Genomic DNA, 13,633 nt, shown 5'->3' with positions numbered 1-13,633 from the left:
CCGCAGGTTTCCCTCAGGTGAATAGCAAAAGAGAGCTAAGAAACCCTTGAAACAACGGATGGCTTTGGAGACGCTTTCACCAGGAGCAGCCCGGTGGAAACCCGTTGCTCTATTTTTTGAGCGCGGCGAAATAGGCCTTTTCGATTTCGGCGGCCATTACATCGGCGCCGAAGCGTGCCTTGAGGTCGGCGAGGCCGGGCATCAGGCCTTTGTAGGTGTCGAGATCGGCCAATGCGGCGCTTATCTTGTCGCCAAGTTCGCGCGGGTCGGGCCGGATCAGGACAGGTGAGCCGGTGTCGAAGATTTCCGGTATGCCGCCGACCGCCGTCGCGATGATCGGCTTGCCGGCGGCGAGCGCTTCCAGAACTATATAGGGCATGGCTTCCGCGCGCGAGGGAACGACGACCAGTTCGGCCAGCGTGAAGGCGAGCCTGGCCGGCATCGGCGTCAGGAAGCTGACCTCGAGGCCGAGCTGATTCACCTGGGCGCGATAGCGCGCCAGGTCGTCGCCGTCGCCGACCATCAGCGCTTTCAAAGGGCGGCCGAGCCGTGTCGCGGCTAGCCCCAGCGCATCGATGAAGATGTCCGGGCCTTTGAGGTCTCGCATCATGCCGATATAGAGGAGGTCAACCGCATTGTGCTCGGTCCGCACCGGCTCGAACTCGGCGGCGCGCAGGCCGTTGTGGACGAGAGCGTTCGGAATGGGCGGCTCGCCGACCTTCCTGCGATAGGTCCGCCGCTCATAATCGGAAACAAACAGCAGGCAATCGGTGAAGCGAGCCATGAAGCGCTCGAGCGCGAAGAACAACTTCCCCATGGCGGTGGTCTCGTCATAGTGAAGCGAGCCGCCATGCGGCGAATAAAGGCGGGCTACGCGCGACCTGGATACCCGCAACAATGAGCCGAACAGACGGGCATAGGCGCCACCTTTGGCGCCATGCCCGTGCAGCACGTCCGGCCGCAATTCTTTTATGATCCTGTAGGTGCGCCGGGCCGAGGCGAGATCGCCTGGCCCGACATGCCGCTGCATCGGGGTGCGGTGAATGCCGAGTGCCAGGCTGCCTTTCATCTGTTCGAACAGCCGTTCCTCGAAATCGCCGCCCGTCGTCGAATCGCAGACGATGCCGACGGCATGGCCGGCGGCGACCTGAGCCTCGGTCAGGTCGCGCACATGCCGGAAGATGCCTCCGACCGGTGAGCGAAAGCAGTGGACGATCCTGAGTGTGTCCGCCACTTTGTCAGCACATCAAAACAGGCGTTCGCGAACATAGACTGTATCGCCGGGCAGCAGCGGGTCGGAGGTCACCACGCGTCCGGTTATCACCTTGCCGTTGATGTCGCGGGTAATGTCGACGCTTTCCTGGTTGGCGCGTGGCGTGAACCCGCCGGCGATGGCGACGGCTTTCTGCACGGTCAGGCCTGGAACGTAGGAATACTGCCCCGCCGCACCTACTTCACCCATGACGAAGATCGGCCGGTAGCGATCGATTTCGACCGAAACATCGGGATCCCGCAAATAACCCTGGCGCAGTTTCTCGGCGATCTCCCTTTCAAGCTGTTGGGCGGTGTGGCCGCGCGCCGGCACGTTGCCGACGAGCGGCAGCGAGAGATAGCCGGACTGGTCGACGCTGTAGGTATTGGTCAGTCCTTCCTGCTCGAACACGGTTACGCGGACGCGGTCGCCGGCGCCGAGGCGATAGGGCTGGTCGAGAACTTCATGGAACGCGGCCGGCGTCGGCCGGTAGCTGGAGCAGCCCGAAAGCATCGATACGGCAAGCAGCGCGCGGAAAAGGGGAGCAGTGCTTTTCATGAGCGGACACGTACCTTTGAATAGCCGGCGACTCTGCGGCAAACCTTAACGATCGAGCTCGGTTATCATCCTGTTAGGGTTAATGGCCGGTAAAGGCGCGCGGCCGATGCGGGCCGGATCGACAAATGCAGATGGTTTTCAGCCTCTTGTTTGCGGCTTGTTAATAGAGCCTGACAGGTTCTTACCGCGATATTAACGGCTGAGTTACCATAGTTGTTTACGGTGCATGCTGACTCAGTACCGGAGCAGGGATGCATGTCCGTTCAATCCGCGGCCGCAGATGTCGACGTCGATCTCAGGCAGCTTTTCGCCAGCCTGGCGCGAAACTGGTTGCGCATCCTTGTCGTCGCACTGGTTGTAGCCGGCCTGGCCTTTGCGCTCGCCTGGCTTGCAACGCCCGAATACAAGGCGGCAGCCAAGCTGGAGATCGGGCCTCGAGAATCGGAGTTCACGCGGCCAGCCGGGGCCAACGGCAACGAGCGGTCGATTCCCGACGAAGAGGCTGTGGCCACCGAGGTCCAGATCATCTCGTCCCCCGACATCCTCAAGCAGGTGGCGGCGAAGCTCAACCTGGCGAAATTGCCCGAATTCGACGAGGCGCTGAAGATGTCGGCGCTGAGCCGCGCCCTTGTCCTTGTTGGCTTGAAAAGCGATCCGTTCGAGATTCCGCTGGAAGAGCGCGTGCTGGACGCAATGCATGAGAAGCTCAACGTCTATGGCGTTGAAAAAACCCGCGCGATCGCAATCGAGTTCTCGTCAGAGGATCCAAAGCTTGCCGCCGCGATCCCGAACGCCATTGCAAACGCCTATATCGCCTCCAAGGGCAATGCCAAGCTCGAATCGAATTCCGCCGCCACCGACTTTCTGGCGCCGGAAATCGCGGATCTGCAGAACCGGGTGAAGGAGGCGGAAGCCAAGGTTGCCGCATTCCGTGCGCAGTCCGATCTTTTGATGGGCGGCAACAATTCGGTGCTTGCCACCCAGCAGCTGTCCGAATTGTCGAGCGAACTGTCACGCGTGCGCGCCAATCGCGCTTCGGCGGAAGCGACCGCTGACAGCGTGCGCATGGCGTTGCGCAATGGCGGCTCGCTGGATGCCGTTCCGGAGGTGTTGTCTTCCGAACTGATCCAGCGCCTGCGCGAGCGGCAAGTCGAACTCAAGAACAACATCGCCGACCTTTCCACCACTTTGCTCGACAACCATCCGCGCATCCGCGCGCTGAAGTCGCAGCTCGCGGATCTCGACCGCCAGATCCGCAACGAAGCGGAAAAGATCATGAAAGGCCTGATGGCGCAGGCCGAGACGGCGAAGGCGCGAGAGGCTCAACTCGTGGCAGACGTCAACACGCTGAAGGCGGCGTCCGCCCGCGCCGGCGAAGAGCAGGTGGAACTCGATGCGCTGCAGCGTGATGCCGCGACCAAGCGTCAGCAGCTCGATCTCTATTCATCCAGCTATCTCCAGGCGGCCGCACGCAAGGATCGCAACTATCTGCCCGTCGACGCTCGCGTATTTTCGGAGGCCCAGGTGCCGGCCGAACCTTATTTCCCCAAGATTGGTCCGATTGTCAGTGCGGCCTTTGTCGGCTCGTTGCTCATCATGGCGATCGTCACGCTGCTGCAGGAACTGTTTTCCGGCCGCGCCATGCGTCCGGCCGCCGGTGCCCATTTCGAGCGCATCGAGCAGGTTGCGATGCCGGCTGTCCAGGCCGAACGCGTGATGGCCGAGCCCGACCCGTCGGTTGGCCGGTCCGAACCGGCAGTCGTTGAGATCGATGAGGCCGACGACGACAATATCATTGAAAGCAAAGTGGAGCCGGAACCCGTCGCGGTGGCGGAAGCGGCTGCCGAGAAAATCGAACCGGAGTACTCTGAAATGGCAGCTGGAGACATTGAACCGGCACGTTCTATCCTCGGCGAGGTCGACATCGACAAGGCCGCGGAAAAACTGATCGCCACCGGTGCCGCCCGCGCCATATTCGTGTCGCCGGAAGGCGACGAGGCGGCTGCCTCGGCGGTGTTGGTGGCGCGCGCAGTCTCCGACGCCGGGCTACGCGTGCTGCTGCTTGATCTCACCGCTTCGGGTGCCGCCTCGCGGCCGATGCTGGACAGCGGGCTGTTTCCGGGCATCACCGATCTGCTCGCCTCGCAAGCGCAGTTCAGCGATGTGATCCACCCCGATCTCTATTCGGACTGCCACGTTATTCCCGTCGGCACAGCCGATCCGGTCCGCGCCATGCGCGCCGCCGACCGGCTGCCGATCATCATGCAGTCGCTGACCACCGCGTATGATTTGGTCGTGGTCGAATGCGGACCGGCCGACGCGCAAGGCATCAGCCGCCTGGTGGGCGAGGGGACCGAGGTCTTGCTCTCCATGCTTGAGCCGGACGACGAGGTGACACAGGCTGCGGTCGCGCTCATCGAGAGTGGCTATCCCGACCTGACGCTGGTCACGCCCATCGGCCATGTGGCGCCGGGCCCAATGCCGGGACGGCGCTCGGCCGCCTGAGGCAGTTTTCTCTCAAATCGAAATCAGCTGTCGTCTTCGCCTGCGGCCGGTGCTGTCCGCCCCACGGCTTTGCGGCGCAGTAGCTTGGTTAGCTTCCAGACCAATGGGCTGTGCTTGATGAATGCCTTCAGGCTTGCGCCGTGCCTGAGCGCAAGCGCCAGCGCACGACCTTTCAGCGTCAGCGGAACCAGCACCTCGAAATGCTGCGTTTCGACATCGCACCACAATCGCTTGTAGGGTTCGTCGCCGACCGAGAAATCATAGATTTCGAAACCCGCCTCGCAGGCTTCCTGGATGTTCTCGAAGAACAGGAAGTCGCCCGGGCTGGTGTGTGCGAGGTCGTCCTCGGCAATCGCCCCGAACTCGCAGATCAGCCGCTTGCCCGAGCGGCTCGACCCGGTGACTGCACGAAGTTTGCCGGCGACTTCCAGCCCATGCAGGACGAAGGACGGATCTTCCTCTTGAAGCGCGTCGGCAAACAGCGAGCGGAAAAAAGCGCGCACCTCCGCCTCACCGAAAACATTGGCGATGCCCATCTTGCGGAAGCGGGATTCCTTCATCTCAAAAAAGGCATCGAGCAGCATGTGCACCTCGTCCGCAGTCCTCGCCTCGATGCGACGATAGCTGCCAACGGCCTCGAACTTGCGCGCCTGCGAGCGATGCTTCTTGCGCCTGCGCTTGCCGCTCACGCGGGTGAGCAGTGCGTCAAATCCTCCCACAAGACCGGCAGCCAGCGACAGATTGGGGCTCGAAAAATGCGGCAAGGCGGAGAGCGGGTTGGCAACGCCGTCGAGATCGGGCAGCAGCCGCTCCAGCGCGACAAGATCGATGTCGCGCCGCGCCTTGGCAATCGCCGCCAGCATCGAGCGGATCGCCGCGCTATCGGCATTCGCCAGCCATTGCGGGTCGGCGGCGGCAAAATTGCCGTTTGCATGGCGGCCGCCCATGAACCGGGCGACGCGGAACGCTCCACTGCGAGTGACCTCCAGCGCCAGTGAGAAAATCGGCCTGTCCTCGGCGCGCAGCGTCGCAACGACAACGTCGGCGCCGGTATGTGCGGCCCAGTTCAGGATCCAGCCGGCGCTTTGCGCAGGGGCAAAAAGCGCCGAATGGCAGAATTCTGCGTACGCCGCCAACGCCGCACTATCGGCGACCGAGGTTGACAGGCCGGCTTTGCCGGCCGGCAAGGCATACGGCGACGCCTCGCTGCTTGCCAGCCGATTGCCGTCAAATGACGCGGTGGCGTCAACCATACCTCAATCCTTGGGGCGTATTCGTCGCGATTGGGGGTCCGCGCAGGCGCATTCCATGCTTGATGAGCTTAGGCGCAAAAGGTGAATGAATGATCGACGGGGGCGAGGCAATCCGCAAACTGGCGCTCAATCTCGCCCGCTATTCCGGTCTCGCGCCGCTGGCCAAGCCGTTTATCGGCGGCCTTGGCGCCATCCTGATGCTGCATCGGGTAACCGCGACACCGGAGAAGCCGAACGGCGTCAACCGCCATTTGAACATCGCGCCGGGGTTTCTCGACACCGTGATCGCCGACATGAAGGCGAACGGCTACAGTTTCGTCACGCTTGACGAGGCGATCGAGCGCATCAAGGCCGGCGACAAGGACGGCCAGTTTGCGACGATCACCGCCGACGACGCCTATCGAGACAACATGACCGAGGCGCTGCCGGTGCTGGAGAAGCACGGCGCGCCGATCACCATCTACGTCGCGCCGGGGCTGATCGACGGCGCTGCCGATTTGTGGTGGGACGTGGTCGAGGACATCGTCAATGCGCGCGATCGCCTGACGCTGACGACGCCGGATGGCCCGGTGACAATCGACTGCTCGAGTCCGGGAAAAAAGGTCCAGGCCAATGCGCGCCTGCACGCTCATCTGACGCTGAAGGTGCGCGAGCAGGACCAGCGTGCGGTGTTGCGGGATCTGGCGCGCTCGAACGGCATCGAGTTGGGTGGTCCGCGCCCGAGCACGCTGATGAACTGGGACGAGATCCGCACCATGGCCGGGCACCCGCTGGTGGCGATCGGCGCACATAGCGTCAATCACTGCAATCTGAAGCGGCTTTCCGAGAGCGATGCGCGACATGAGATCGGCGACGTCAAGCGCATATTGCAGGCCAAACTCGGCGAGGAACCGCGCCATTTCGCCTATCCCTACGGTTATGCCAGTGCCGTCGGCCGCCGCGAAGTAGGCCTAGCCCGCGATGCCGGCTACGCCTCGGCGGTGACGACCCGCCACGGCATACTCCGCGCCGAGCATGCCGGCTTCCTGCACGCCCTGCCGCGCATTTCGGTCAATGGCCGCTATCAGAGCGTCGCCCACATCCGAACAATGTTGTCGGGCGTGACGACGCCGCTGGCCAATGCCGGCAAGACGGTGGTGACGATCTAACTGTTGCCTCGCCCCTTCGGCCGCGGCTCCAGGATCAGCCATTTGATGATGCCCATCGCCGGCAGCACCCACAAAAGCCCGCTGAGCAGGAAGAAGATGAAGTGCGCCAGCGGCCCGGACTGCGACAATTGGGCGACCGCCACGATCGAGGCGACCAGCGCATAGACAATGACCAGCACTACCAGCAGGAAGCTTCCGATCAGCTTTTTCAGGCGAATGGGCATGGCGCGATCTCGTTGATCGCTATCGCTTAGGCCGAACAGCCAATACGCGCAACCCGCCAGAAACGGCGCGACGGCGTGCCGCGCTGTCCGGTCTTGCAAGCCGGGTTGCGATGGTTCACCAATCCGCGACTTCAACTGCCGGGACAAATCCATGGCTGCTGCCATATCCGATGCCGCGCCTTTCGCCGCCCGCGATCGCGACCTTCGCAACCGCGCGCTGGTACGCGGTTGGCTCTATGTCGTGCTCCTGGTGCTGTTTGCGCTGGTACTGGTCGGCGGCGCTACAAGGCTCACCAATTCCGGCCTGTCGATCACCGAATGGCAGCCGATACACGGCGTCATCCCGCCGCTCAATGATGCCGAGTGGCAGGAGGAGTTCCTGCGCTACCAGCAGACCCCGCAATATGCCGAACTCAACAACGGCATGAGCATCGAGGCGTTCAAATCGATCTTCTGGTGGGAATGGGTGCACCGCATCCTGGCGCGTAGTGTCGGCGTGGTCTTCGCCCTGCCGCTGCTGTTCTTCTGGGCGACGCGCCGCATCGAGCGGGGCCTCGGCACGAAGTTGTCGGGCATCCTCCTTCTCGGCGCTCTGCAGGGCGCGATAGGCTGGTGGATGGTGGCGTCCGGGTTGGTTGACCGGGTTTCGGTCAGCCAATATCGGCTGGCGACGCATCTGACGCTGGCGGCGCTGATCTTCACGGCGACCATGGTGGTCGCGCGTGGGCTGGCGCCGCACTCGGAACCTGCCGCCGACAGCTCGACGCAACGTCTGGCCGGCTTTCTGGTGCTGCTGGCGCTGGTCCAGATCTATCTCGGCGGGCTGGTCGCAGGGCTAGATGCCGGCTTGAGCTACAACACCTGGCCGCTGATGGACGGTAAGCTGGTTCCCGGCGACCTGCTGCTGCTCGAGCCGGCATGGCGCAATTTCTTCGAAAACCCGAAGACGGTGCAATTCGTCCACCGGGTCGGCGCCTACACGATCTTCGCGGTCGCGCTCTGGCACATGATTGCGACACGCCGGCGCCTGCCGGGCACGACGCATGCCCGGCGCGCGACGCTGCTGTTCCTGATTGTCGCGGTGCAGGCGTCGATCGGCATCGGCACGCTATTGATGCAGGTGCCTCTGCACATGGCCCTGACGCATCAGGCATTCGCGCTGTTTCTGCTGGGCTTCGCCGCCGCGCATTGGCGCGGTACCAAGGGCGCTTACCCGCTGCCCCACGAGATCGCTCTCAGAGGCTGAGCCGCACCCGCCGGATTGCCGCGGCAATCGCCAGTTCGCGGTTTTCGTCGACCGCATTGCGATCTTCATGGTGCCATGCAGCCGACAGGCAGCCATAGGCGATGGCGTGGTCCAGTATCGCGGGCGGCGACTGGCCGAGCGTTGCTGCAAAGACATGCGCCATATGCGCGATCCGCCGCGGATCGGTGCAAAGATCGTCTCGGTCGAGTGGGTTGTAGAACACATTGGCGGCATCGAAGCCGGGGTCGCCGAGAACGCCCTTCGGATCGATCGCCAGCCAGCCGCGCGGACCGTGCATGATGTTGTCGTGATGCAGGTCGCCATGCAGCGGCCGTACGTCGTGCGGATTGGACAACAGCTGTTCCGCGATTTCGGCAGCTTCGACATACAGGCTCTTTTCGCCGGCGGCGCGATCAGCCTTCGCCTTTTTGAACAGGCTGGAAAACCGGATCCGCAACGGCTGAAGGTCCGGCGGGGCAGGGTGCTTCGACGGCGAGAACAGCTTGGCCATCACCTCCGCCGCGATCGCGGTGGCGGCATTGTCGCCGTGTTCGGCAAGATGGTGTGACAGCATCCTGTCGCCAGCATATTCGAGCAGCATGCACTGGCCATCGCGGCCCAGCAGCCGCACCGCGCCTTCGCCGCGTCGCCAGGCGAGGAAATGCTCGCCGCGCAACTCGTCCTCGACATCGTCGAAAGGCTTTAGATCCTTGACGATTGCCGGTGAGCCGTCTTCGCGAGCAACCTTCCAGATGCGGCTGCTGAACGTTTCGGCGATGAGTTCGGGCGCGCCGACCTTCCAGCGCTTCGGAAATGCTGGCGCATCCATTCAGAGGCCGAGCATCAGATCCATGTTCTGCACGGCAGCGCCCGAGGCGCCCTTGCCGAGATTGTCGTAGACGGCAAGCAGCAGCGCCTGCGCCCTGTTATCATTGGCAAAGACATAGAGCTTCATCCGGTTGGTGCCGTTGTAGATCTCCGGATCGATGTCGGGCATGCGTTCCTGATGCAGATACGGCGCTACCTCGACCACGCCGCCATCGATGGAAGCGAAATGATCGGCGATCGCCGCGTGAAGCTCGGCACCGCTGGGCACATGGTCGAGGCCGCCGAGTTGCAGCGGCACCACCGTGATCATGCCTTGCGCGAAATTGCCGACTGCCGGCTGCATGATCGGATCGTGCGAAAGCCTGGCATAGGTCCTGAGTTCCGGCACGTGCTTGTGCTGCAGCGTCAGTCCGTAGGGCAGGAATTCCGGCGCATCCTCGCCCTTGGCGACATAATCCTCGATCATCGGCCGGCCGCCGCCGGAATAGCCGGAAATGCCGTTGACGGTGACCGGAAAATCGGCCGGCAGCAGCCCCGCCGCAACCAGCGGCCGCAGCGTCGCGATTGGTCCTTGCGGCCAGCAGCCAGGATTGGCGACGCGCTTCGCCGAAGCGATCTTCTTCGCCTGGTCCTTGTCCATTTCGGCGAAACCATATTCCCACCCATCGGCGACACGATGCGCCGTCGAGGCGTCGATCACTTTGGTGGTGTCATTGGCGATCAGCGAAACGCTTTCCTTGGCGGCCGCGTCCGGTAGGCAGAGAATCGCGACATCGGCGGCATTGAGGAACTCGGCGCGCGCTGCCGTTTCCTTGCGGCGCTCGGTCGGGATGGAGATGATTTCCAGGTCGCCGCGCTCGGCAAGCAGCGCCCTTATCTGCAGACCGGTGGTGCCGTGCTCGCCGTCGATGAAGATTTTCGGTTTCATTGCGTGCCAAAATTCCTGTTATCTCAAAGCTATATGCCGCTCGCCTGATTCAATCCGGCAACGCTGTGATTGCCTTGGTTCATTTCCTCGAGCCGGGCCTTTCGTTCCGCCAGCAGCCCGAGATAGTGCATGGCCACCATCGAGCCGGCAATCGCCGTTATATCGGCGTGATCATAGGCTGGCGCAACCTCGACGACGTCGGCGCCGACGATATCGAGCTGGTTGATCTGGCGCAGCACCGACAGGATCTTTGCCGAAGACGGGCCTCCCGCGACCGGCGTTCCGGTGCCGGGCGCAAAAGCCGGGTCCAGGCAATCGATGTCGAAAGTGACATAGGTCTTCTTGCCGCCCGTACGGTCGACGATGGCATACGCGATGTCGGACGCACGCATTTCCTCCACTTCATGGCCGTATAGGATCTTGATACCGAACGTGTCGGGCGCATGGGTGCGGATGCCGATCTGGATCGACCGGTCGGGGTCGATGATGCCCTCCTTGACTGCACGGCCGACGAAGGAGCCGTGATCGATGCGCTTGCCGTCGTCGGGCCAGGTGTCCTGGTGTGCGTCGAACTGCACCAGAGCCAGCGGGCCATGGATGGCGGCATGCGCCTTGAGCAGCGGCCAGGTGACGAAGTGATCGCCACCGAGTGACAGCAGAAAGGCGCCGGATTTCAGGATCTTGGCCGCTTCGCGTTCGATCGTGGCAGGCGTCTTCTGGTGATTGCCGCTGTCGAGCAGGCAGTCGCCATAATCGACCACGGCAAGCTGTTCGAACAGATCGCGCGAAAACGGATATTGCGGGTCGTTGTCGAGGATGGCCGAGGCGCGGCGGATTGCCTGCGGTCCGAAACGGGCGCCCGGCCGATTGGTGACCGCAGCGTCGAAGGGAATGCCCCACACCACCGCATCGGCGTCCTTCACGTCCTTCGAATATTTGCGCCGCATGAACGACAGGGCGCCGGCATAGGTCGGCTCGAACGACGCACCCGTCCTGGAGCGGGTGGTGAAGGCATGATCGATGGTCCTTGGCGGCATGAAGCGATCTCCTGTGCGTCGACGCGCAACCTTATTGGACATAATTCTCAGAATTGCGACCCCTGCGGAGGATCATGGCCATTCGATCCGGTCACAAATCCTTGCTCGCCAGGCGAACCCGGCAGGCTCGCCAGGAGATTGCCTGGCAAGCAACCGAAAGTAGCCGCCGAAGACTGCTTCGGCCGGCGCTGACCTGATTTTCCGGCATTTTGCAAGCCGGCTTCGTTCACCTGCCTGTCACGGGCATCGCTTAACCGGGGTGCGATCCCGGTACGGAGCGATTCTCGTGCGAACGACCTGTCTCATGCGAACGATTTGGCTGAGCCTTCTACTTTCCGCGGCGCTGGCGCTCTCCCTTGGCCAGGCATCGGCAGGCGAAACGCGCGCCAGGCAGATTCTCGACCGCTTCGAGCACGCCAACCAATGGCGCGACCATGTGATAGTGGCCGCGCACCGCGCCGGCGGCATGCAATCCGGCAAGACGCTCTATCCCGAAAATTCGATCGCCGCCGCCGAGGCGTCGATCGCAATGGGCGCCGAAATCGTCGAGGTCGATATAAGGCGCTCGAAGGACGGACAGTTCGTCGTCATGCATGACAGTTGGCTCGACCGCACGACGAATTGCAAGGGTGAGGTGGTCAACCGCACGATGGCCGAACTCAAGACGTGCCGTTTGGTGATCGAAGGCACCGGCGCCGTTACGGGCGAGACGGTCTCGACGTTGCGCGAGATGTTGATGACGACCAGGGACAGGATCCTCATCAATCTCGACAACAAGCTCGACACCGAAAGCCTCGTCGGCATGGTCGCGGTTGCGCGCGACCTCGGCATGGCCGAACAGGTGATCGTCAAGGAGAACCTGTGGAATGCGGAGCGGATTGCCAGTGTCAAGGCCGCCATGGACGCGATCGGCAGCGGCTTCCAGTTCATGCCGATTATCGCCGATGACGCGGTTCGCGACGCCATGTTTGCCGAGAAAGTGGGCCGGGCCTTCCCGATGCGCGCGGTCGAGATGATCAACTGGCGCATGGGATCAGAGACACTGACCGAGACCGGCGGCCCGCTGTTCAGCCCGCGCATGCGCGCGCTGGCGGTGAGGGGCGACTGGCACATCTGGGCCGACACCTATGCCATCGTCAACAAGCCGGGAGGCTTCCTCGCCGGCGGTCGCGGCGACGAGCTGGCGGTTGCGGCCAGCCTGCCGCGCGAGACTTATGGCTTCTGGGTCGAGCGCGGCGCCACCATCATCCAGACCGACGAACCGAAGGCCGCCATCAGTTGGCTGGCGGCGAACGGTTTTCGCGTGCCCTATGCCGGTGAGAAGCGCCCGGCCGAGCCGGCCAACACGGCCAGCATCAACTAGACCGGCGCGGCGAGAATTGGATCTCCCTCTTGTGGTGACGATGCCCGGCAGGGCAGAAGGGCGCTGTCCCGCCTACCCCAGGCCGGCAGCGCCAAACTTTCGAAGGAACCCAGAAACAGAAAACCCGCCTCCGTGGGCGGGTCGCTGGAGCCAATTAGCACCATACCCAGATTAGTAGCATAGCTGCCGGCACAAAGCAAGAACAAAATGTGGCGTAGTAGCAGAAAAATGCGACGATCCTTCAGCGCCTCGGCGGTTCCTTCGCTGTCCTGCCGGCAATCTCCCCCGCAAGGGAACCCACTTGGGGGAGATTGGCTCATCACTGCCTTCGGCAATCTACCCGCAGGCCGCCATTGCCACACCATCCAGCTCCTTGATGACATCGTCCGACAGTTCGAGGTCGGCAGCGGCGAGGTTCTCCCGCAGATGCGCGACGGAAGACGTGCCGGGAATCAGAAGAATGTTGGGCGCGCGGCGAAGCAGCCAGGCGAGCGCGACCTGCATGGGCGTGGCGCCGAGGCGTGCGGCGACCTTGGACAAGGTCGACGACTGCAACGGGTTGAAGCCGCCAAGTGGGAAGAACGGCACATAGGCGGTGCCGTCGCGGGCCAGATCGTCGATCAAGGCATCATCGCCCCGATGCGCCAGATTGTACTGGTTCTGCACGCAGACGATCCTGCACATCCTGCGGCCTTCGGCGATCTGTGCGGCGGTGACGTTGCTCAGCCCGATGTGGCGCACGAGGCCCTGTCGCTGGAGCTCGGCAAGCGTCGCAAGCGGCGCCTCGATCGACCCTTCGGCGGGGCCATGCGCGTCGAACATGACCCGAAGGTTGACCACCTCCAGCACGTCGAGTCCGAGATTGTGCAGATTGTCGTGCACCGCCTGTGTCAGCTCTTCTGCCGAGAAGGCCGGCAGCCATGAGCCATCCGTGCCGCGTCGGGCACCGATCTTGGTGACGATAACGAGGTCGTCGGGATAGGGTGCGAGCGCTTCGCGGATCAACAGGTTGGTCACCTGCGGGCCATAGAAGTCGCTGGTGTCGATGTGGTTGACGCCTTGTGCAACGGCTTCGCGCAGTACGGCCAATGCCGTGTCATGGTCCTTTGGTGGGCCGAAGACGCCTGGCCCTGCGAGCTGCATGGCGCCGTAGCCGAGCCGTCTCACCTTGCGGTCGCCGAGGATGAATGTGCCGGACTGGTCGACGCTGGACATGGTCTTTCTCCTTCAGGAACGGTGCACAGATAGACGCTGTCCGATCTCATGATAATTGGGTACAATTCGCACGGGC

At 63.0% G+C, this 13,633-nt stretch carries 12 protein-coding genes; 4 read left to right on the top strand and 8 right to left on the bottom strand.

Annotation, left to right across the window (positions count from 1 at the left end; genetic code table 11):
* Positions 1 to 109: 109 nt before the first annotated feature.
* Both NKH60_RS17310 and NKH60_RS17305 read right to left on the bottom strand, forming a co-directional pair.
* Positions 110 to 1,234 (bottom strand): glycosyltransferase family 4 protein, encoded by a 1,125-nt coding sequence (locus NKH60_RS17310; protein ID WP_352833322.1) that lies wholly within the window; start codon positions 1,232 to 1,234, stop codon positions 110 to 112.
* A 12-nt stretch (positions 1,235 to 1,246) separates the two neighbouring features.
* Entirely contained in the window at positions 1,247 to 1,810 is a 564-nt protein-coding gene (locus NKH60_RS17305; RefSeq protein WP_352471991.1) for a polysaccharide biosynthesis/export family protein, read from the bottom strand.
* 255 nt (positions 1,811 to 2,065) lie between these two features.
* On the opposite strand from NKH60_RS17305, the gene NKH60_RS17300 reads away from it, so the two are divergent.
* Positions 2,066 to 4,315: a GumC family protein gene (locus tag NKH60_RS17300; protein ID WP_352833319.1), complete on the top strand. Its 2,250-nt coding sequence runs from the start codon at positions 2,066 to 2,068 to the stop codon at positions 4,313 to 4,315.
* A 23-nt stretch (positions 4,316 to 4,338) separates the two neighbouring features.
* Here NKH60_RS17300 and NKH60_RS17295 read toward each other — a convergent pair whose 3' ends face one another.
* A complete protein-coding gene (locus tag NKH60_RS17295; protein WP_352833316.1) occupies positions 4,339 to 5,568 on the bottom strand; it encodes a GNAT family N-acetyltransferase in 1,230 nt (409 codons plus the stop codon).
* Positions 5,569 to 5,657: 89 nt separating this feature from the next.
* Here NKH60_RS17295 and NKH60_RS17290 point away from each other — a divergent pair, with 89 nt between their 5' ends.
* The gene (locus NKH60_RS17290) at positions 5,658 to 6,716 is read left to right on the top strand and encodes a polysaccharide deacetylase family protein (RefSeq protein WP_352471988.1); all 1,059 of its coding nucleotides are present in this window, start codon (positions 5,658 to 5,660) and stop codon (positions 6,714 to 6,716) included.
* Here the strand turns inward: NKH60_RS17290 and NKH60_RS17285 are convergent.
* Complete coding sequence (locus tag NKH60_RS17285; RefSeq protein ID WP_023674629.1) at positions 6,713 to 6,940, bottom strand: DUF2842 domain-containing protein; 228 nt, start codon at positions 6,938 to 6,940, stop codon at positions 6,713 to 6,715. The two genes, NKH60_RS17290 and NKH60_RS17285, sit on opposite strands and share 4 nt — an antisense overlap.
* Before the next feature lie 151 nt (positions 6,941 to 7,091).
* Here NKH60_RS17285 and NKH60_RS17280 point away from each other — a divergent pair, with 151 nt between their 5' ends.
* Positions 7,092 to 8,186 carry a COX15/CtaA family protein gene (locus NKH60_RS17280; RefSeq protein WP_352833314.1) on the top strand — a complete coding sequence of 365 codons (1,095 nt, stop codon included), beginning with the start codon at positions 7,092 to 7,094 and terminating at the stop codon, positions 8,184 to 8,186.
* Here the strand turns inward: NKH60_RS17280 and NKH60_RS17275 are convergent.
* The 3 genes from NKH60_RS17275 to speB are packed head-to-tail and all read right to left on the bottom strand — an operon-like array spanning position 8,176 to position 10,979.
* Positions 8,176 to 9,015: an aminoglycoside phosphotransferase family protein gene (locus NKH60_RS17275; protein ID WP_352872784.1), complete on the bottom strand. Its 840-nt coding sequence runs from the start codon at positions 9,013 to 9,015 to the stop codon at positions 8,176 to 8,178. The two genes, NKH60_RS17280 and NKH60_RS17275, sit on opposite strands and share 11 nt — an antisense overlap.
* Entirely contained in the window at positions 9,016 to 9,942 is a 927-nt protein-coding gene (gene argC / locus NKH60_RS17270) for an N-acetyl-gamma-glutamyl-phosphate reductase (RefSeq protein ID WP_352833308.1), read from the bottom strand. It lies immediately after the preceding gene.
* A 29-nt stretch (positions 9,943 to 9,971) separates the two neighbouring features.
* Complete coding sequence (gene speB / locus NKH60_RS17265) at positions 9,972 to 10,979, bottom strand: agmatinase (RefSeq protein ID WP_352471982.1); 1,008 nt, start codon at positions 10,977 to 10,979, stop codon at positions 9,972 to 9,974.
* A gap of 304 nt (positions 10,980 to 11,283) precedes the next feature.
* On the opposite strand from speB, the gene NKH60_RS17260 reads away from it, so the two are divergent.
* Positions 11,284 to 12,342: a glycerophosphodiester phosphodiesterase family protein gene (locus tag NKH60_RS17260; protein WP_352745892.1), complete on the top strand. Its 1,059-nt coding sequence runs from the start codon at positions 11,284 to 11,286 to the stop codon at positions 12,340 to 12,342.
* A gap of 336 nt (positions 12,343 to 12,678) precedes the next feature.
* On the opposite strand, the gene NKH60_RS17255 is transcribed toward NKH60_RS17260, so the two are convergent.
* Complete coding sequence (locus NKH60_RS17255; protein ID WP_352833305.1) at positions 12,679 to 13,557, bottom strand: aldo/keto reductase family oxidoreductase; 879 nt, start codon at positions 13,555 to 13,557, stop codon at positions 12,679 to 12,681.
* Positions 13,558 to 13,633 lie beyond the last annotated feature (76 nt).

This window comes from Mesorhizobium sp. M1006, from assembly GCF_040318825.1.
In the GTDB taxonomy this organism is placed as follows: Bacteria; Pseudomonadota; Alphaproteobacteria; order Rhizobiales; family Rhizobiaceae; genus Mesorhizobium.
This window is presented reverse-complemented; position numbering and strand designations above follow the sequence as displayed.